This is a genomic window from Pseudomonas sp. 01L34 (assembly GCF_056400265.1).
In genome coordinates this window covers 1-20206 of record NZ_JBFTSX010000005.1, presented here as the reverse complement: position 1 = coordinate 20206, position 20206 = coordinate 1, and the positions used below count along the sequence as shown (strand labels likewise).

Annotated in this window: 17 protein-coding genes and 1 rRNA gene; 6 read left to right on the top strand and 12 right to left on the bottom strand. The window is 60.1% G+C overall.

Going from position 1 to position 20206, the window contains the following annotated elements:
• Positions 1–6: 6 nt before the first annotated feature.
• From AC1DQM_RS15555 to mreB, 7 genes are all read right to left on the bottom strand, one after another.
• Positions 7–861: a carbon-nitrogen hydrolase family protein gene (locus tag AC1DQM_RS15555; protein ID WP_086944703.1), complete on the bottom strand. Its 855-nt coding sequence runs from the start codon at positions 859–861 to the stop codon at positions 7–9.
• Positions 862–967: 106 nt separating this feature from the next.
• Entirely contained in the window at positions 968–4771 is a 3804-nt protein-coding gene (locus AC1DQM_RS15550; RefSeq protein ID WP_477746467.1) for a YhdP family protein, read from the bottom strand.
• 75 nt (positions 4772–4846) lie between these two features.
• Entirely contained in the window at positions 4847–6304 is a 1458-nt protein-coding gene (rng, locus tag AC1DQM_RS15545; RefSeq protein WP_007941226.1) for a ribonuclease G, read from the bottom strand.
• A 57-nt stretch (positions 6305–6361) separates the two neighbouring features.
• Positions 6362–6958 (bottom strand): Maf family protein, encoded by a 597-nt coding sequence (locus tag AC1DQM_RS15540; protein WP_064620318.1) that lies wholly within the window; start codon positions 6956–6958, stop codon positions 6362–6364.
• Between the two features lie 91 nt (positions 6959–7049).
• Positions 7050–7541, bottom strand: a complete 492-nt coding sequence (gene mreD / locus AC1DQM_RS15535) for a rod shape-determining protein MreD (protein WP_086944700.1) — start codon at positions 7539–7541, stop codon at positions 7050–7052.
• The gene (mreC, locus tag AC1DQM_RS15530; protein WP_477746674.1) at positions 7541–8659 is read right to left on the bottom strand and encodes a rod shape-determining protein MreC; all 1119 of its coding nucleotides are present in this window, start codon (positions 8657–8659) and stop codon (positions 7541–7543) included. The genes mreD and mreC overlap by 1 nt, the downstream gene beginning before the upstream one ends.
• A gap of 143 nt (positions 8660–8802) precedes the next feature.
• A complete protein-coding gene (gene mreB / locus AC1DQM_RS15525) occupies positions 8803–9840 on the bottom strand; it encodes a rod shape-determining protein MreB (RefSeq protein ID WP_002555108.1) in 1038 nt (345 codons plus the stop codon).
• Between the two features lie 210 nt (positions 9841–10050).
• Between mreB and gatC the strand changes: the two genes are divergently transcribed.
• The 6 genes from gatC to AC1DQM_RS15495 all read left to right on the top strand — a co-directional run bounded on the left by gatC (position 10051) and on the right by AC1DQM_RS15495 (position 15317).
• A complete protein-coding gene (gatC, locus tag AC1DQM_RS15520) occupies positions 10051–10338 on the top strand; it encodes an Asp-tRNA(Asn)/Glu-tRNA(Gln) amidotransferase subunit GatC (RefSeq protein ID WP_007901429.1) in 288 nt (95 codons plus the stop codon).
• Between the two features lie 16 nt (positions 10339–10354).
• Positions 10355–11806, top strand: coding sequence for an Asp-tRNA(Asn)/Glu-tRNA(Gln) amidotransferase subunit GatA (gene gatA / locus AC1DQM_RS15515; protein WP_477746466.1), 1452 nt, complete (start codon positions 10355–10357; stop codon positions 11804–11806).
• A 10-nt stretch (positions 11807–11816) separates the two neighbouring features.
• On the top strand, positions 11817–13262 hold the full coding sequence (gene gatB / locus AC1DQM_RS15510; RefSeq protein ID WP_064620323.1) for an Asp-tRNA(Asn)/Glu-tRNA(Gln) amidotransferase subunit GatB: 1446 nt from the start codon (positions 11817–11819) through the stop codon (positions 13260–13262).
• Between the two features lie 191 nt (positions 13263–13453).
• Positions 13454–13828: a septal ring lytic transglycosylase RlpA family protein gene (locus AC1DQM_RS15505; protein WP_064620325.1), complete on the top strand. Its 375-nt coding sequence runs from the start codon at positions 13454–13456 to the stop codon at positions 13826–13828.
• A 50-nt stretch (positions 13829–13878) separates the two neighbouring features.
• Positions 13879–14940 (top strand): calcium/sodium antiporter, encoded by a 1062-nt coding sequence (locus tag AC1DQM_RS15500; protein WP_477746465.1) that lies wholly within the window; start codon positions 13879–13881, stop codon positions 14938–14940.
• Positions 14937–15317: a carboxymuconolactone decarboxylase family protein gene (locus tag AC1DQM_RS15495; protein WP_477746464.1), complete on the top strand. Its 381-nt coding sequence runs from the start codon at positions 14937–14939 to the stop codon at positions 15315–15317. The genes AC1DQM_RS15500 and AC1DQM_RS15495 overlap by 4 nt, the downstream gene beginning before the upstream one ends.
• Before the next feature lie 15 nt (positions 15318–15332).
• Here AC1DQM_RS15495 and AC1DQM_RS15490 read toward each other — a convergent pair whose 3' ends face one another.
• The 5 genes from AC1DQM_RS15490 to rrf form a co-directional block, all read right to left on the bottom strand.
• Positions 15333–16274 carry an AEC family transporter gene (locus tag AC1DQM_RS15490; RefSeq protein WP_018927222.1) on the bottom strand — a complete coding sequence of 314 codons (942 nt, stop codon included), beginning with the start codon at positions 16272–16274 and terminating at the stop codon, positions 15333–15335.
• A gap of 128 nt (positions 16275–16402) precedes the next feature.
• Positions 16403–18706, bottom strand: a complete 2304-nt coding sequence (locus AC1DQM_RS15485) for a PqiB family protein (protein WP_064620337.1) — start codon at positions 18704–18706, stop codon at positions 16403–16405.
• Complete coding sequence (locus AC1DQM_RS15480) at positions 18699–19322, bottom strand: paraquat-inducible protein A (RefSeq protein WP_007941211.1); 624 nt, start codon at positions 19320–19322, stop codon at positions 18699–18701. Before AC1DQM_RS15480 ends, AC1DQM_RS15485 begins: the two co-directional genes overlap by 8 nt.
• Entirely contained in the window at positions 19309–19968 is a 660-nt protein-coding gene (locus AC1DQM_RS15475; RefSeq protein WP_019581179.1) for a paraquat-inducible protein A, read from the bottom strand. Before AC1DQM_RS15475 ends, AC1DQM_RS15480 begins: the two co-directional genes overlap by 14 nt.
• A gap of 149 nt (positions 19969–20117) precedes the next feature.
• Positions 20118–20206, bottom strand: a 5S ribosomal RNA gene (gene rrf / locus AC1DQM_RS15470); the annotation flags it as partial.

The window sequence follows — 20206 nt, the reverse complement described above, 5'->3', positions numbered from 1 at the left end:
TACGCCTTAAATTCGTCGTTCTGATGCAGGTCGCTGAGCGCCCTGCGAGAAAAAGCGCCGGTGAGTGGACACCGGCATCCGCGCCCTGATGGCCGCCTGTTCGCTGCTGTCGCGTTCGGCCAGCAGCACGGCCTCGCCCTGATCCTGTTGTGCCAGCACGCGCCCCCATGGATCGATTATCGCGGCATGACCAAAGGTTTCTCGCGGTCCCGGATGAGTGCCACCCTGGGCGGCCGCGAGCACGTAACATTGAGTCTCGATGGCCCGCGCGCGAATCAGCACGTCCCAATGGGCCGCGCCGGTCACCGCGGTAAAGGCCGACGGGGCGGTAATCAATTCCGCGCCGGCAGCACGCAATTCGCTGTACAGCTCCGGGAAGCGCAAGTCGTAACACACCGTCAGGCCGACTCGACCGACTGGCGTATCGGCAACCACCACGCCACTGCCATAAGCATAGTCATCGGATTCGCGATAACGCCCGCGATTGTCCGCCACGTCCACGTCGAACAGGTGCAGCTTGTCGTACCGCGCCACGGTCTCGCCCTGGTCATCCACCAGCAACGAGCACGCATGCGCTTTGGCCATCGGTTCATCCGCCGGCGGCAACGGCAACGTGCCGGCCACTATCCATAACTTGAGGTCGCGGGCGGTCTGTTTCAACCACGGCAGGATCGGGCCTTCGCCCAGCGCTTCGGCGCGGCCAATGTCGGCAATGTCGCGACGGCCCATGGCAGCGAAGTTTTCCGGCAGCACGGCAAGCCGCGCGCCACCGGACGCCGCCTGCTCAAGCAGACGACGGGCCTGGGACAGGTTGGCCAGCACGTCGCTCTGGCTGACCATTTGAATGACTGCTACAGACATGGCCATTTCCTTATCTGGAATCAACACATACCTGTAGGAGCCGCCTGCGGCAGCTCCTGCAGGGGACTTACGGCCATGCTACTCCATGGGCTTGGAAAGTGGCTTTTCAAAAAGGCTTGTCGAAGGTGATTTTCGGCTCTTTCCACGGACCTTTGACCGTGTATCTGACGCTGGCAAAGCGCGCCACGCGGTCACCGATCAGCTTATCGATCAGGAACAGCGCCCCACCGACGGCTGGCGCACCGACGATCAGCGCGGCAATCGGCAGATTGTTGGTCACCGGCAAGGTCACCAGCAACTTGGCATCGACCTGATCAGCCACCAGGTCCAGGGTGCCGTTGAGTTCCAGGTTGCTCGACGGGCCGGTCAGCCGGATCGGCTCACGGGTCACGTAGACCCCGTTGCTCGCGACCAACAGCCCTTTGACCCGGTCATAGCTCAAGCCTTTGCCGAACAGGTCGGAAAAGTCCAGGCGCAAGCGGCGGCCAATGGAGTTGAAGTTGAGCAGGCCAAATACCCGTAGAGCCTGGGCGCTGCCCTCGACTTCAACAAACTGACCTTTATTGAGCGACGCATCGAGGCTGCCAGAGAAGCGCTTGGTGGCCAGCCACGCCGGTGAGCCAGGCCAGCGACCGTCGACATCCATGTGAAACTCTTCACTGGTGACGCTCGGCGCAAAGCCCCAGCCCTTGAGCACGTCGGCGAGGTTCTTGCCACTGACCCGGCCCTTGTACCAACTGCTGGAATTGCCGGGCGCGCCTTCCCAACCGCCGCTGCCCTGCAGGTAGATGCCCTTGAGGCCCATATCCAGGGAGTTGAGGGCGATGCCCTTGCCGGTCGGGCGAACTTTCAATAGCCAGGCGCCCACCAGGTCCTGGCCCTGGAACAGTTGATTGATGGTGATATCCAGCGCCGGGATTTTCGTCGGGTCCACGGTGGCCAGCGGATCCGGCGAATTCTCGTCGGCCAGCACCGTCGGGTCTGGGGCCGGCAAACGTACGTACTGCAGATTGACCGCAATCGGTGTGGCTTTGGCATCGGGAATAGCGACGGTACCCTTGGCCTGCTGACTGTCGAGTTGCAGCGCCCAGGCGGCCGGCTTGCGCGTCAACTGCACCGACGCCTCATCAAGGGTGGTGCCGAAACCGCTGAGCTTGCCAACCTTGAAATCCGCGCCGCTGAGCAATTGCTTGGCGCTGCCGCCTGGATCCTGGCCAGCATACTTGCTGACAAGATCCTGCCAGGGAGACACATCCAGCTCGGACAGTACACCGCGTATGCGCAGGCCTTTGTTGCCGGGCAGCACAGCATCACCACCGCCGAGAAACAACTCACCGCGACCGTCGACGAAGTTGCCAGCCGGGGCCGCAAACGTGAAGTTCGCCAGCTCACCGTAGTTGACCCAGTAACGCCGCTCCGGTCCTTGCAGGGTCATGCGGAACACGGTGTCGCGGCCGACATCCGCCGCCACGCCGAACGGCGCCGGCAAATCCACCGCCACGCCTTTGAGATCGGAGCTGACTATCAATTGGCTGTCGGCGCCATCAAGGTTCAGTTGCAGCTGATAAGGGACCACACCAGACACCGGTAGCGGCTGAGTGACGTTTAGCCACTCGGTGAGTTTCTTGACCTCGACCTGACCCGCTGCGGTGACCCGAGTGTTGAGCTTGCCCGCACTGCCATCGGCAAAAATCTGCGCGGTCACGGGCTTGTCGAACGCTCGCGCGGTGATCTTCTGTCCGCTCAACCCCTTGGCGCTGTCGAAGCGGAAGTCGCCCTTGAGTTGTGTCAGTTCCAGGATGGGCTCGCGAAGTTTCAAGCGGGCCTTGTCGGTCTTGAAGTCGACGAGGATTTTCGGTTGCTCACCTTTGACCAGCGGTACATCCAGGTTGAGTTTGCCTTGCAGATCGCCCTCGCCCTCCCAGCCGGCGAACGTATCGGCGGTGCCGATCGGTGCTTCCTGCAGAATCTTCAGGCCATCGCCCAACCCGCCGGCGAACGCGCCATCGAGGAACAGGTGAGGATTCTGTCCGGCAGGCACATGGGGAATATTGACGTAGACGTCGTTGACCTGGGTGTCGAGCAATCGCCCCTTGTTCGCGAGAATCCGCACACCGCTGTCTTCAATGAATACATCGCCGCTGACCTTGCTGACATGCGGCCAACCCGGCTGAAACGCCAGCTCGGCATCGTGAACCTTGAAAAACAAGCTGATGCTGCGAGCCGTTTCCGGGGCGCCATGGTTCAGCGATCCCTGGTACTGGAAGAAACCTTCATCCACCGCACCTTTGAGAATCGCCGTACGCAGCCACTCGTCCAGCGCCGGGCTCAACACGGCCGGCAGGTACTTGGCGGTGTAGCGACCGTCGCCGTCGACCAGGCCGACCCGCAGGTCCATGTAGTCTTCCTGGGTGTGATCGAAATGCAGGCGAATCAGGAAGTCGCCGGCAATCTTGCCCTCTTCGCCCAGCACCTTCAGGTACGGCGCGATCAGGGTGAAACCTTCTTTATCGAGCTTCCAGTTCAACCGCGCATTGGCCTGAATGTACTGCCATGGCTTGGCGAAAATCGGGTCCAGGTGCAGGGAGAAATCCTTGCTGTCCATGCGCAACTCACCCTGCCCGAGATCGCCGCTGATGCTGCCACTGACGTTTCGCGCCGCCGGTGCGCCGTGATAGGCGTCGAAGCCGACCCGCTCCAGATTGGCGGCAAAGCTGAACTTGCTGTCATCGGTAGCCGCGGGGCGCAAGTCGATCAGCACGTTGCGCAATACCCCGGTGACCTTGAGCCGCTCGACGGCCGTAGCGACACCTTCCGGAAGCGGCCCCAAAGCGTTCAGTAACGGGGTGAGCGGCGTGAGGTCGATGCGGTCGGCTTGCAGATGCAAAAGCTCTGGCGTCTCGTCGGTCGCCGCGGTTTGTTGAAATTGCAGTTTCGATTCCCAGCGAGTTTCACCCAGGCTCATCGCCAGGGAATCCAGGGTCACCAGCACACCCGTGGAGCTGCGCTGGAAATAGCCGTTAAGCGCCAGATTGTTGATCTGGATTGGCTTGCGCTCGGCGTAGGCGCCCTTGAGTTGCGGTGCGTTCAAACGGATCGCGGCGCTTTGCAGGGCGCCCTCGCTCCAGTTCACCCAGAGCTCGCCACCGGCCTTGATCTCGGAGAAATTCCATTGTTGGGTCAGGCGCTCGGGCAACCATTTCGACCAATCGCTTTGCGGCAGGCTCAAGTAAGCCTCAACCTCGCCGTCCTGCCACTGGCTGGCGCGGATACGGGTACGCAGGCTCATCGCAACCGGCTGGCCATCGGGCAGGGTCAAACGGGCGTCGAGGCGCTGACGCGACACACCGGTTCTCAGATTGAGGCCAACGTAGGTCAGAGTCAGTGGCGGCTGATCCAGTGGCTGCAAGGTCACCTGGCTGTCGAGCACCGACAATTGCTGGACCATCTGCATACTATTGAACAACTGCTCCGGGTCCAGCGGCTGATCCTGCCGCACCGGCAATCCTTCCAGCGCCCAATGACCGTCCTCGCCTTCCTTGAGGCTGATCTTCAAGCCGTTGAGCTCCAGATGTGCGATGCGTATTTCGCGCGCCAGCAGGCTGGCCCACAGATCCGGCACCGCGCGCACCTGGTCCAGGCGCAAGGCATTGGAGCCTTCGCCAACCATCACGTCATGAGCCAGCAGAACCGGGGCGAAGCCGCTCCAGTTGCCCTCCAGTTCGCCGATGTGCAGCGGCATGCCCAAGGCGGCGCTGGCTTTGGTTTCGACATCGGCACGGTATTCGGCCACCAGCGGTGTCAGCTCCCGGCCGAGACTGACAAACAGCGCCATCAACACCAAAACCAACGCACACAGGCCCAGACCCCAGCGGGTCAGTGCGGCCAAAATGCGTGTCAGACGGTCCATGTCAGTTGGCTCCCATGGCAAAAATACTGCAAAAAGCTGAGGCCAGCCGTTCTAGTGGAATTGAAATACAACGCTTCAGAGCAGCACCACGTCGTATTGTTCCTGGGAATACATGGTTTCTACCTGAAACCGAATGGTGCGCCCGATAAACCCTTCGAGCTCAGCGACATTGCCCGACTCTTCATCGAGCAAGCGGTCGACCACTTTCTGGTTCGCCAGCACGCGATAGCCTTCGGCCTGATAGGCACGGGCCTCACGCAGGATTTCGCGGAAGATCTCGTAGCAGACGGTTTCCGGGGTCTTGAGCTTGCCGCGCCCCTGGCAGCTGCTGCACGGTTCGCACAGCACTTGCTCGAGACTTTCGCGGGTGCGCTTGCGGGTCATCTGCACCAGGCCCAGCTCGGTGATGCCGATGATGTTGGTCTTGGCGTGATCGCGCTCCAGTTGCTTCTCGAGGGTGCGCAGTACCTGACGCTGATGCTCTTCATCTTCCATGTCGATGAAGTCGATGATGATGATCCCGCCCAGGTTGCGCAGACGCAGTTGACGGGCAATGGCGGTGGCGGCTTCGAGGTTGGTCTTGAAGATGGTTTCTTCGAGATTGCGATGACCGACGAAGGCTCCGGTGTTGACGTCGATGGTGCTCATGGCTTCCGCCGGGTCGACCACCAGATAGCCGCCGGACTTGAGCGGCACTTTGCGCTCCAGGGCTTTCTGGATTTCGTCTTCGACGCCATACAGGTCGAAAATCGGCCGCTCGCCCGGATAATGCTCCAGACGGTCAGCGATTTCCGGCATCAGTTCGGCGACGAACTGTGTGGTTTTCTGGAAGGTTTCCCGGGAGTCGATGCGGATTTTTTCGATCTTCGGGCTCACCAGGTCGCGCAAGGTGCGCAACGCCAGGCCGAGGTCTTCGTAGATCACACTCGGTGCGCTGATGGTTTTGATCTGGGCGTTGATCTGGTCCCAAAGCCTGCGCAGGTAGCGGATATCCATGAGGATTTCATCGGCTCCGGCCCCTTCGGCAGCGGTACGCAGAATGAAACCGCCGGCTTCCTTGATACCTTCTTTCTCCACGCAGTCGGTGACCACTTGCTTGAGGCGTTCGCGCTCGGCTTCGTCTTCGATCTTCAGGGAAATACCGACGTGGGCAGTGCGCGGCATGTACACCAGATAGCGCGACGGGATCGACAGTTGCGTGGTCAGGCGTGCGCCTTTGGAGCCGATCGGGTCCTTGGTGACTTGCACCACCAGGCTTTGGCCTTCGTGAACCAGCGAGCTGATGCTCTCCACCGCCGGGCCTTCGCGCAGGGAAATTTCCGAGGCGTGAATGAATGCGGCGCGGTCTAGCCCGATATCGACGAAGGCGGCCTGCATGCCCGGCAATACCCGAACGACCTTGCCTTTGTAGATGTTGCCGACGATCCCGCGTTTTTGCGTGCGTTCGACATGGACCTCTTGCAGAACACCGTTTTCGACCACCGCCACGCGTGATTCCATCGGCGTGATGTTGATCAGGATCTCTTCACTCATGGCAGGGTCTCGTTCAGGCATGTTCACGATAATGGCCGCATCTTGTCAGTACGACGCTCAGTGCGCGTTAAGGGTTTGCCAACAGGGTATGCCGAAATGGCCGAGCAGTTCTGCGGTTTCGCACAGCGGCAAACCGACCACCGCCGAGTAGCTGCCATTGAGCCCGGTAACGAACACCGCGCCCAGCCCTTGAATCCCGTAGCCGCCCGCCTTGTCCCGGGGTTCGCCGCTGGCCCAATAGGCCGCCGCTTCATCGCGGCCGATGGTGCGAAAACGCACCAGACTGCGCACCACCAGAGACTCGCAACGTTCACCATCGTGCACCGCAATCGCCGTCAGCACTTCATGCTCACACCCGGACAACAGCATAAGCATGGCGCACGCTTCGGCTTCATCCACCGGTTTGCCGAGAATTTTCCCGTCCAGCACCACGGCAGTGTCGGCGCCCAGCACGCAGAAATCCGCGTCGGACACGATCGCCCCGCGCCCGACCTCGGCCTTGCCGCGCGCCAGACGCTCGACATAGGCCGATGGGGATTCTTCAGGGAAAGGGGTTTCGTCGATGTCCGCGCTGATGGTGGTGAACGGCACGCCGATCTGAGCGAGCAGTTCACGCCGACGCGGCGAGCCTGAGGCGAGGTACAGCTGTTTCATCAAGACATCTCCCTGTCTAGTGCCCTGTCTCACGAATACTGTTCCTTTTTGGCGAGACAGGGCACCGGGTGCGAGCACATGCCTGACCGAATTAATTGATTTTGTAGCGTCGACGCAAACCGCGCAAACCGAAGCTGATCCAAGGCCAGAGCAACGCACTGACCAGCGCTGGCAACACCAGCGCCAGGGTCGGCTGACGATTACCGGTCAGGGCGCTCAGCCACAACTGAACCAGTTGGGCGAGGCCGAAGATCACCAGGATCACCAGGCTCTGCTGCCACATCGGGAACATGCGCAGGCGCTGTTGCAGCGACAGCACCAGGAATGTAATGAGCGTGAGGATCAATGCGTTCTGGCCCAGCAACGTGCCATACAGCACGTCTTCGGCCAACCCCAGGCACCAGGCCGTCACCATGCCGACTTTCTGCGGCATGGCCAACGCCCAGAAGGCCAACAGCAAAGCCAGCCACAAAGGACGCAGGATTTCCATGAATTGCGGCAGCGGCGAAACGCTGAGCAACATGCCGATGGCGAACGTCAGCCAGACCATCCAGCCGTTTCGGGAGGAAGTTGCACCGCCCATTATTCTGTTCCCCCAGTAGTGGCCGGCGCGGCGACAGGCGGTTTGGCAGCAGGCTTCACGGCCGCGGGTTTGGGTTTGGCGGCCGTCGCCGTCGCGGGTGGCTTGGCGGCAGCAGGATGGGACGCGGCAGGTTTGACTGGGGTCGCGGCGGCAGGTGCGGCAGCCGGAGTTGCAGCGGCAGCCGGTACCACCGACGCGGCCGGTTTCGGCACGGTTGCAGGAATGATCGGCCCGCCACCTTGCCGGTCCAGAGCCTCTTGAGCCTGGGCGGCTTCGTTGGCGCGCTCCTCGGCTGTGCGACCATCACTGAACACCAACAGCAAATAACGACTGCGGTTCAGCGCGGCAGTCGGCACCGCACGCACAATGGCAAACGGTTGACCGGAATCGTGGATCACTTCCTTGACCGTCGCTACCGGGTAACCCGCCGGGAAACGCTGACCGAGGCCGGAGCTGACCAGCAGATCGCCTTCCTTAATATCGGCGGTATCGGCCACATGACGCAGCTCAAGGCGTTCCGGGTTGCCGGTGCCGCTGGCAATCGCACGCAGACCGTTACGGTTCACCTGCACCGGAATGCTGTGGGTGGTGTCGGTCAGCAACAGTACCCGAGAGGTGTACGGCATCAACTCGACCACCTGCCCCATCAGGCCACGGGCATCGAGCACCGGCTGACCGAGGATCACACCGTCGCGCTCACCTTTATTGATGATGATGCGATGGGTAAAGGGGTTGGGGTCCATGCCGATCAACTCGGCCACTTCGACCTTCTCGTTGACCAGCGCGGAAGAGTTGAGCAACTCGCGCAGCCGAACGTTCTGCTCGGTGAGGGCGGCAAGCTTTTGCATGCGGCCCTGCAACAGCAGGTTTTCGGTTTTGAGTTTTTCGTTTTCGGCGACCAGCTCGGTCCGGCTGCCGAATTGGCTGGCCACACCTTGCCATAGCCGCTGTGGCAGGTCGGTGATCCAGTAAGACTGCATCAGCACCAGCGACATTTGGCTACGCACTGGCTTGAGCAGTGTGAAGCGGGCATCGACCACCATCAGCGCGACCGATAGCACGACCAGCACCAACAAGCGCACGCCCAGTGAGGGGCCTTTGGTGAAAAGCGGTTTAATAAGCCGCTCCTCCCAGGCAAATGTTCTCTTTATTCATACGGCATCAAACCGGCCTGGATGCAGACTGACAGAAGATAAACGCCAACAGGCAGCACTGCAAAGTGCTGCCTGCGGGCTCACCAGCATAGATGCATCGGGCGAGATCACTCGCTCGACAGCAGGTCCATGGTGTGTTTATCCATCATTTCCAATGCACGGCCACCGCCGCGAGCAACGCAGGTCAGCGGGTCTTCGGCGACGATCACCGGCAGACCGGTTTCCTGGGCCAGCAACTTGTCGAGGTCGCGCAGCAAAGCGCCACCACCGGTCAGTACCAGACCACGCTCGGCGATATCGGAAGCCAGTTCCGGAGGCGATTGCTCCAGCGCACTTTTCACTGCCTGAACGATAGTGGCCAGCGACTCTTGCAGAGCTTCCAGCACTTCGTTGGAGTTCAGGGTGAATGCGCGTGGAACGCCTTCGGCCAGGTTACGGCCACGAACGTCGACTTCACGAACTTCGCCGCCCGGGTAGGCCGTACCGATTTCCTGCTTGATGCGCTCGGCGGTGGATTCGCCGATCAGGCTGCCGTAGTTGCGACGCACGTAGGTGATGATCGCTTCGTCGAAGCGGTCGCCGCCAACCCGTACGGATTCGGCATAGACCACACCGTTGAGGGAGATCAGCGCGATTTCAGTGGTACCGCCACCGATATCGACAACCATCGAACCGCGAGCTTCTTCAACCGGCAGGCCGGCACCGATCGCAGCAGCCATTGGCTCTTCAATCAGGAACACTTCACGGGCGCCAGCACCGAGGGCCGACTCACGGATGGCACGACGCTCAACCTGGGTGGATTTGCATGGAACGCAGATCAGCACACGAGGGCTAGGCTGCAAAAAGCTGTTTTCGTGAACCTTGTTGATAAAGTACTGCAGCATTTTTTCGCAAACGCTGAAGTCGGCGATCACGCCGTCCTTCATCGGACGAATGGCTGCAATATTGCCCGGCGTACGACCGAGCATGCGCTTGGCCTCGGTGCCGACAGCAACGACACTTTTCTGGTTACCGTGTGTCCGAATAGCCACAACCGATGGCTCATTCAGGACGATACCGCGCTCGCGCACGTAAATAAGGGTGTTGGCAGTGCCCAGGTCAATGGAAAGATCGCTGGAAAACATGCCACGCAGTTTCTTGAACATGGGAAAGGGACCCTAGGCAACGCGTGGGTAAAAAAGTGCGGCAAACTCTAACAACGACAGGGATTTTGGGCAAGGCGCCAATATGTTAAATTGGCTGCTTTTCTGTGCACCAAGCACCACAATCGCGGCCTTGAGACCGTAGATATGCGGTAGTGTTCCGACAATCTAACACACGGACGCGGTCCGTTTTGTTTTCCACTGGAGATTCCCATGGCGCTTGAACGCTCCGACGTGGAAAAAATCGCTCATCTGGCCTGCCTTGGCCTCAATGATGCCGATCTTCCACACATCACTTCGGCCCTGAACAGCATTCTCGGGCTGGTCGACGAAATGCAAGCGGTCAATACCGACGGTATCGAGCCGCTGGCCCACCCACTGGAAGCCAGCCAGCGCCTGCGTGCAGACGTCGTGACCGAGACCAATCATCGCGAGGCCTATCAGTCCATCGCACCAGCGGTCGAAAACGGCCTGTACCTGGTTCCGAAAGTCATCGACTAAAGGGAAAGAGCCTGCAATGCATCAATTGACTCTGGCCGAGATCGCCCGCGGACTCGCCGATAAAAAGTTTTCCTCCGAAGAGCTGACCAAAGTCCTGCTGGCGCGCATCGCCCAGCTCGACCCACAGCTCAACAGTTTCATCAGCCTCACCGAAGACCTGGCACTGCAGCAGGCGAAAGCCGCTGACGCACGTCGGGCCAACGGTGAGAGCGGCGCCCTGCTCGGCGCGCCGATCGCCCACAAAGACCTGTTCTGCACCCAGGGCATCCGCACCAGCTGCGGCTCGAAGATGCTCGACAACTTCAAGGCGCCGTACGACGCCACCGTGGTCGCCAAACTGGCCGCTGCCGGGGCCGTGACTCTGGGCAAGACCAACATGGACGAATTCGCCATGGGGTCGGCCAACGAGTCGAGCTACTACGGCGCGGTGAAAAACCCGTGGAACCTGGAATATGTTCCGGGCGGTTCGTCCGGCGGTTCCGCGGCGGCGGTGGCCGCTCGTCTGTTGCCGGCGGCAACGGGCACCGACACCGGCGGCTCCATTCGTCAGCCCGCTGCGCTGACCAACCTAACCGGCCTGAAACCGACGTACGGTCGTGTTTCGCGCTGGGGCATGATCGCCTACGCATCCAGCCTCGATCAGGGCGGCCCGCTGGCCCGTACCGCCGAAGACTGCGCGATCCTGCTGCAAGGCATGGCCGGTTTCGACCCGCAGGACTCCACCAGCATCGACGAGCCCGTGCCTGATTACAGCGCCGGCCTCAACGGTTCGCTGCAAGGCCTGCGCATCGGCGTGCCGAAGGAATACTTCAGCGCCGGCCTGGACCCACGCATCGCCGACCTGGTCATGGCCAGCGTCGAAGAGCTGAAAAAGCTCGGCGCCGTGATCAAGGAAATCAGCCTGCCGAACATGCAGCACGCGATTCCCGCGTACTACGTGATCGCCCCGGCGGAAGCGTCCTCCAACCTGTCGCGCTTCGATGGCGTACGTTTCGGCTATCGCTGCGAAGACCCGAAAAACCTGGAAGACCTGTACAAGCGTTCCCGTGGCGAAGGTTTCGGCCCGGAAGTACAGCGCCGGATCATGGTCGGTGCCTATGCACTGTCGGCCGGTTACTACGACGCCTACTACCTGAAGGCGCAGAAGATCCGTCGCTTGATCAAGAACGACTTCATGGCCGCCTTCAATGAGGTCGACATCATCCTCGGCCCAACCACGCCGAACCCGGCCTGGAAGCTCGGCGCCAAGAACAACGACCCGGTCGCCGCGTATCTGGAAGACGTCTACACCATCACCGCCAACCTCGCCGGTCTGCCGGGCTTGTCCATGCCTGCAGGTCTTGTCGATGGCCTGCCGGTCGGCGTGCAACTGCTCGCCCCGTATTTCCAGGAAGGTCGCCTGTTGAACGTTGCCCATCAGTATCAGCAAAACACTGACTGGCACACCCGCACCCCAACCGGCTTCTGAGGAGAAACACATGCAATGGGAAGTCGTGATCGGGCTGGAGATTCATACCCAGCTCACCACCCGGTCGAAAATCTTTTCCGGTAGTTCCACCACCTTCGGTTCCGAGCCGAACACCCAGGCCAGCCTGGTTGACCTCGGCATGCCCGGCGTATTGCCGGTGCTGAACCAGGAAGCAGTGCGCATGGCGGTGATGTTCGGCCTGGCCATCGATGCCGAGATCGGTCAGCACAACGTGTTCGCCCGCAAAAACTACTTCTACCCGGACCTGCCCAAGGGCTATCAGATCAGCCAGATGGAATTGCCGATCGTCGGCAAGGGCCACCTGGACATCGCCCTCGACGACGGCACGGTCAAACGCGTCGGCATCACTCGCGCGCACCTGGAAGAAGACGCCGGTAAAAGCCTGCACGAAGAATTCAGCGGCGCCACCGGCATCGACCTGAACCGTGCCGGCACGCCGTTGCTGGAAATCGTTTCCGAGCCGGACATGCGCAGCGCCAAGGAAGCCGTGGCTTACGTCAAGGCTATCCACGCGCTGGTACGCTACCTGGGCATCTGCGACGGCAACATGGCCGAAGGCTCGCTGCGTTGCGACTGCAACGTGTCGATCCGTCCGAAAGGCCAGGCCGAGTTCGGTACTCGCTGCGAGATCAAGAACGTTAACTCGTTCCGCTTCATCGAGAAGGCGATCAATAGCGAAGTGCAACGCCAAATCGAACTGATCGAAGACGGCGGCAAAGTGATCCAGCAAACCCGCCTGTACGATCCGAACAAGGACGAAACCCGTCCGATGCGCAGCAAAGAGGAAGCCAACGACTACCGTTACTTCCCCGACCCGGACCTGCTGCCGGTGGTCATCGAGGACTCGTTCCTCAACGAGGTGCGCGCCACCCTGCCGGAACTGCCGCCGCAGAAACGCGAGCGTTTCCAGCAGCAGTTCGGTTTGTCGGTGTATGACGCCAGCGTACTGGCCACCAGCCGCGAACAAGCCGATTACTTCGAGAAAGTCGTGAGCATCAGTGGCGACGCCAAACTGGCGGCCAACTGGGTCATGGTTGAACTGGGCAGCCTGCTGAACAAGCAAGGCCTGGACATCGACCAGTCGCCGGTTTCGGCCGAGCAACTGGGCGGCATGCTGTTGCGCATCAAGGACAACACTATCTCCGGCAAGATCGCCAAAGTGGTGTTTGAAGCCATGGCCAACGGCGAAGGCAGCGCGGACGAAATCATCGACAAACGCGGCCTCAAGCAAGTGACCGACACCGGCGCGATCTCGGCGGTACTGGACGAAATGCTCGCGGCCAACGCTGAACAGGTCGAACAATACCGCGCGGCAGACGAAGCCAAACGCGGCAAGATGTTCGGCTTCTTCGTCGGCCAGGCCATGAAAGCCTCCAAAGGCAAGGCCAACCCGCAACAGGTCAACGAACTGCTTAAAAGCAAGCTCGAAGGCTGATGAGAATGGAGCCAACTCTCAATATTGGCTCCATTCCTTGTGGCGAGGGAGCTTGCTCCCGCTGGTCTGCGAAGCAGGCCCAAATCGGCAACCGCACTCTTTCAGCGAGAATGCATCAGCCGATTTTGCGACCGCTTCTCGGTCGAGCGAGAGCAAGCTCCCTCGCCACATTTATTTTGGGAGCCGTCCAAATGAAACGTCTGCTCAGCGCTTGCGCCTTACTCTCTCTGCTGGCCGGTTGTGCCAGTACCGACACCATCGATCCACACGGCTACGACAAGACCGGCACGGCTTCGTATTACGGTGCCAAGCACCATGGCAAAAACACCGCCAGCGGTGAGCGTTTCAACCAGCATGGCCTGACCGCTGCCCATCGCCAGTTGCCATTCGGCACCCGGGTGAAGATTACCAACCTGAATAACGACAGATCCTGCGTGGTACGCATCAACGACCGTGGACCGTATTCTCGCGGGCGCCTGATCGACGTGTCCCGTGAAGCGGCCGAACAGTTGGGCATGCTGCGCAGTGGCACCGCGAAGGTTCGCGTGCAAGCCCTCGACGACTGATAGATGGAGCGCTGACTATTTTCGGACTGGCCGATTTACCCCTGATCAGCGTGATTGAATTGCTCTGCGGTCTGTTTTTATTGATCGCCGGCGCCGAACTGATGGTGCGCGCCGCGGTACGCCTGGCCGCGCGCCTGCATGTGCGGCCGCTGATCATCGGCCTGACCATCGTGGCCCTCGGCAGCAGCGCACCGCAGATGGCGGTCAGCTTGCAAGCCACCCTGGCGCAAAACGCCGACATCGCCGTCGGTAGCGTGATCGGCAGCAGCATCTTCAACATCCTCGTCACCCTCGGGCTTTCGGCGCTGATTACTCCATTGCGGGTTTCGCGACAATTGGTGCGTCTGGATATTCCACTGATGATCGGCGCCAGCCTGCTGGTGTTCGTACTGGCGTGGAACAAAGAATTGAATCGGGTCGACGGCATGATGCTGCTGGGCGCGCTAGTGCTGTACCTGGGCTTGCTGCTGCGCCAGTCGCGGCACTCGGCCCGTCCGCCATCAGGGGCTCATGAAGCGTCGCAGGCACCGTGGTTCAGCAGCCTGCTGATGATTGTCGCCGGGCTGGCGATGCTGGTGTTCGCCGGGCACTTGTTGCTCGGCGCCGCGGTGGCGGTCGCGACCGACCTGGGGTTGTCGGAGCGGATCATCGGCCTGACCATCGTCGCCGTCAGCACCTCCCTGCCGGAACTGGCCACTTCGTTGATCGCCGCGCTGCGCGGTCAGCGGGACATCGCGGTGGGCAACGTGATCGGCAGCAACCTGTTCAACCTCTTGGGCGTGCTCGGGCTGACCGCATTGATCGCGCCATCACCACTATCGGTCTCGCCCAACGCGCTGGATTTCGATTTGCCGGTGATGCTTGGAGTCGCGGTGCTGTGCCTGCCGGTGTTCTATTCCGGCTACCGGGTGACCCGCGCCGAAGGCCTGCTGTTTTTGGGCTTGTACCTGGCCTATGGGCTGCACGTGGTGTCGTTCACCACGGGCATGCCGCTGGCTGGCAAGCTTGAACACCTGATGCTGTTTTTCGTCCTGCCAGCGCTGGTGGCGTTTTTGCTGTTCACCTCGCTTCGCGCCTGGCGTCGCCAACACCACAAGAGGGAATTGCCATGAGCACTGATAAGAAGCCTGGGGTTGAAATCCGCCGCCAAGTGATGGGCGACATGTTCGTCGACCGCGCCATGGGCAACGCCACCGAATTCACCCAGCCGCTGCAGGACTTCGTCAATGAGCACGCCTGGGGCGGCGTGTGGAACCGTGAAGGTTTGCCGCTGAAAACCCGCAGCCTGATCACTCTCGCTGCGCTGACCGCGTTGAAGTGCCCGCAAGAACTGAAAGGCCATGTGCGCGGTGCGTTGAACAACGGTTGCACGGTGGAAGAGATTCGCGAAGCGCTGCTGCATTGCGCGGTGTATGCCGGTGTGCCGGCGGCGATCGATGCATTTCGGGCGGCGCAGGAAGTGATCGACACCTATCAGAAGCCGGAGTAGGCGACCATCCCGAGGTTAGATCCACCCACCCCACTGCAACAGAAAGATCCCGATGTTGGTGGTGACCGCCGCCATCAGTGTAGTAATCACGATGATCGCCGCCGCCAGTTCATGATTGCCATTGGCCTGCCGGGCCATGACGAAACTGGCCGCGGCGGTCGGGCTGCCGAAGTACAGAAACAGAATCCCCAACTCCGCCCCACGAAAGCCCCAGAGCCAGGCGCCGAGTGTCGCCAGCACCGGCAGGCCGATCATCTTCACCAGACTTGAACTCAGCGCCATCGTGCCGCTTTTGCGCATTGCCGCCAGCGACAACGTGCCACCGATGCAGATCAATGCCAATGGCAAGGTGGTTTGCGCCAAATATTGACCGGACCTCTCCAGCCACCCCGGCAAGCCGATCTGGAACCAGGCAAATGGTGCGGCCGCAATCACACTGATGACCAGCGGATTGGCCATCACACTTTTGCAGATACTCCACGGATCAGACTTGATCACCGGGCTATAGACCGCCAGCACAATGGTTGAGAGCGTGTTGTAAAACAGGATCACCAGCGCCGCGAGAATCGCCCCAAGGGAAATGCCATAGTCGCCGTACATGCTCGCCGCCAGGGCCAGGCCGATTACCCCGTTATTGCCGCGAAACGCGCCTTGGGTGTAAATGCCCCGATCTTCCCGCGGGCACTTCCAGATCGCCCAACCCCAGGCAATTGCAAAGCACATCAGGGTCGCGACCGAGAAGTAGATCAGCAGCGCCGGTTGCAACGCAGCGTGCAGGTCGGCATGCAAGATGCCCAGAAACAGCAACGCCGGCATGGTGACATTGAACACCAGGGCCGACGCAGTATGAATGAAGTTGTCGTTGATCCAGTCGATGCGCTTGAGCAGCACACCCAGAAACAGCATGGCAAACACCGGCGCAGTGATGTTCAGGGTTTCGAGGAAAATAGCCAGCATGCCGGGGGAACCTTGGGTGGGCGTCGTTAGGGGGCTAATGATAAGCCACCGGAGACGTCGGCGTCTGGTGGACGTCTTCGCGGGCTTGCCCGCGAAGACGTCCTGATAAACGCCAAATTAACCTCGGGTTACTTACCGATAGAAATCTTCGGCGCCCAAGTCAGCCATTCATCTTCAAACTTGTCGAACAGCGGAAACGTTTGCTCGGGCCGCGCCGGGACACCCATGCGGTCGCCATCCGGTGTGGCAAAGGCGATACCCCCCTGGATCAGCGTCTCCAGCGATTCGGTGCGTATGGTCGCGCCTTTGAACAAGCCGTAGTCAAAACCAAAACCACTGGTGTTCCAGAACCGCGTGCCACTGCGCACCAATGGCGCGTACTTCGGCTCGATCAGGATGTGTACCAACACTCGATCCGCCGTCTGGCCCAGCTCATAGCCAGTCACCTTGCCCACCGTGATTTCGCGATAGGTGACGGGCACACCGGTCTTCAGCGAGCCTCGACGAGCAGCACTCAATACCAGGCTCAAACCGGCCTCTTCCTTGGCGGTTTCCGGAGGATTGGTCAGCGCTACGAAGTCCTTTTGCGGACCGAGATTCTTCGGCGCCGGTTGCACTTCGATGTACTGCCCGGTCACCAGCGTCTCAAGGTTGGACGTCTTGATCAGACCTAATTCAGGTTTGACCACCCAGAACTGACTGCCCACTCGAGCGATACGCTCCGGCACTTCCGTGATTCGCGCAGTCAGCAGCACCGATTGCAGGTCGTCGCTGAGGTCGACGTCTTCGACCTTGCCGACGTCGAGGCCTTTGAACCGGATCGGCGTGCCCGTGCGCAGACCATCGGCGCGATCGACCTTGATGGTCACCACGGCGCCTTTCTGGTTTGCCTCTTCATGACTGGCGAACAGACGGAAACGTGGAATGCGCTTCTGCAACGGCGCTTTGGCTTCCGGGGTTTCGAAAGCAATGCCGCCGGCCATCAGGCTTTGCAAAGACTCACTTTTGACCTGGATGCCGCCGGTCAGTCCACCCGTCAGCGTAATACCGCTGGCATTCCAGAAGCGCGTCGAGGCGTTGACCAGCCCCTCGTATTCCTTCTCGATGTGCACACCGATCATCAGCTGTTTTTTAGTGCGAGAGAACTGGTAGCTCTGCACCGACCCCACCTTGACCTGCTTGTAGAGAATCGGACTGCCGACTTCCAGTGAGCCGAGGTTTTCGGTGAACAGCACCAGATGCAGGCCCGGCGAACGCAGATCCAGCGGCGGAGCCTTGGCCCGTGCTTCGAACTCGCGCTGCGGTGCGCCACCCTTGTCGCCAGGGCGCACGGCGATGTAGTTACCTTTGACCAATGCTTCCAGACCGGTGATACCGGCAAGCGAAATTGATGGTTTGACCACCCAGAACTGTGTGCCGGTGACCAGGTAATCCTCAGCCAATGGGTCGAGCGTCAGCTCGGCGGTTGCACTGGAGAGGTCCGGGTCAATCTTGAGCGCTTTCAGATTGCCGACCTGAATGCCTTTGTACATCACCGGTGTACGACCGGCCTGCAGGCCTTCGAAATCGCTGAGTTTGACCTTGACCCGAATACCGGCGGCGGCTGCATCGAAGTCTTCGTAGAGACGGAACGGCAGGCTTGGATCGGTGGGCGGGCTGTCCTTGCGGTTTTCCGGTGTAGCAAACGCAATACCACCAGCGACGATGCTGGCGAGGGACTCGCTACGCACTTTCACACCGGACAGGTTGGCATCGATGCTGATACCGCTGGCATTCCAGAAACGCGTGTGTTTGCGTACCAGGCTGGCGTAGGTCGGTTCGATGAAGACTTTGAGTTCAACGGTGTTCTGGTCCGCGGACAGCAAATAGCTTTTGATCTGACCGACCTGGATCTGCTTGTAGAACACCGGGCTGCCGCGATTCAGCGAACCGAGACGATCAGCCTTGATGGTCAGGTGCAGACCAGGCTTGGCGTCCGACAGCGGCGGTTCTTCGGCCAGGGCCTTGAACTTGCGGGTCGGTTCGCCCTCTCCCGGGCTGACAGCCACATAGTTACCCGAGACCAGCGTCTCCAGGCCCGTGATACCGGCCAGGGTTACGCTCGGCTTGACCAGCCAGAAACGCGTGCTGGTTCTGAGGTATTGCTCCACGTCCTTATTCATCTCGATGGTGGCGATCACGCCTTTGGAGCTGCCTTCGTCATCGAGTGTGAGGGCTTTCACCTTACCGACCGACATACCTTTGTAAACGACTTCGGTCTTGTTGGCCTGAATACCTTCGCCGCTTTCGAAGCGCACATGGATCTCAATGCCTGTCTCGCTATAGGCACGCCAGGCGAGCCAACCGCCAATGAGCAAGGCGATCAGGGGCAATACCCAAATGGCAGACCAGTTAGAGGCCGGTCGGGTTTTCGCTGTAGGCAAATCAGTCATGGTCGTCGTCCGACTCCGTGTTATCCCAAATCAGTCGGGGATCGAAAGTTACTGCGGCAAGCATCGTCAGAATCACCACACTGGCGAAGGCGATGGCGCCAAGATTGGCTTCGACGCTGGCTAGCCGTCCGAAATTCACAACCGCCACTAGGATAGCGATCACAAAAATATCGAGCATCGACCAGCGGCCGATGAACTCGATAAAGCGGTACATCCATATACGTTGGCGTGCGGAGAGTGGCTGGCGGCGCTGCACCGAAAACAGCAGCAACCCGATGCCCACCAGTTTGAACGTAGGAACCAGAATACTGGCGATAAAAACCACAGCCGCGATTGGAATCATGCCGTGCTGAACCAGTTGGATCACGCCGGACATGATGGTGCTCGGATCACCCTGCCCCAGGGAACTGACGGTCATGATCGGCAGCACATTGGCCGGGATGTAAATAATCGCAGCGGTGACCAGCAGCGCCCAGGTACGCATCAGGCTGTTCGGTCGGCGCGCATGAACCAACGCACCACAGCGGGTGCAGACCTGCTCGTCGGTGCCAGCTTCCTGCTTGTTCAACTCGTGGCATTCGGCACAAATCAGAATGCCCGCATCAATCGCCCGCATGGGCATCTTCTCCTGATAATGCCTGCCAGATCTGGTGCGGCGACATCACCACTTCCAGCCAGACCTGGACCAACAACAAACTGATGAAGCACGCCAAACCAAGACCTACGGTAATCGCCGCCATATCGGCCAATTTGACGATCGCGACCAGCACGCCCATGAGGTAAACCTCAAGCATCCCCCAATCCCGAAGATGGTGATAAATGCGGTAGAGCAGCAAACCGTAGCTGCGTCCGATATTGAATCGGATACTCAGCAGCACCACCAATTGGCAGAGCAGCTTGAGCAGCGGAATCCCCATGCTGCAGAGAAATACGACTGCTGCTACGCCCTGCATACCGGTATCGAACAAACCGAGAACACCGCTCCAGACAGTGTCATTCGATGACTGCCCGAGTAGATGGAGCTGCATGATGGGTAAAAAGTTCGCGGGGATATACAACAACAGTGCGGCAATGACCAAGGCGAGACTGCGCTGCACGACATTGTGCCGATGGGCATACAGCTCATAACCGCAGCGTGGACAAATGGCCTTCTCACCATGGGCGAGTTCAGGCTTGCGCATCAGCAAGTCGCACTCATGACACGCCACCAAACCGTCCAGTGGTAAATCTGACAGCCCAGGGGCGTCAACCGGATCTGGCATAAAGGCTCTGGCTCCAAAAATGTTGGACCTATTCTAGTGTCCTGACTCGAAAATAACTGTGCATTTTTGTGTTGCCAGAGAAGTAGACTTTTTCTGCGGGCAAAACAAAACCCCTACCTGCATACGCAGATAGGGGTTTCGGAATTTAATCTTGACGATGACCTACTCTCACATGGGGAAACCCCACACTACCATCGGCGATGCATCGTTTCACTTCTGAGTTCGGGATGGGATCAGG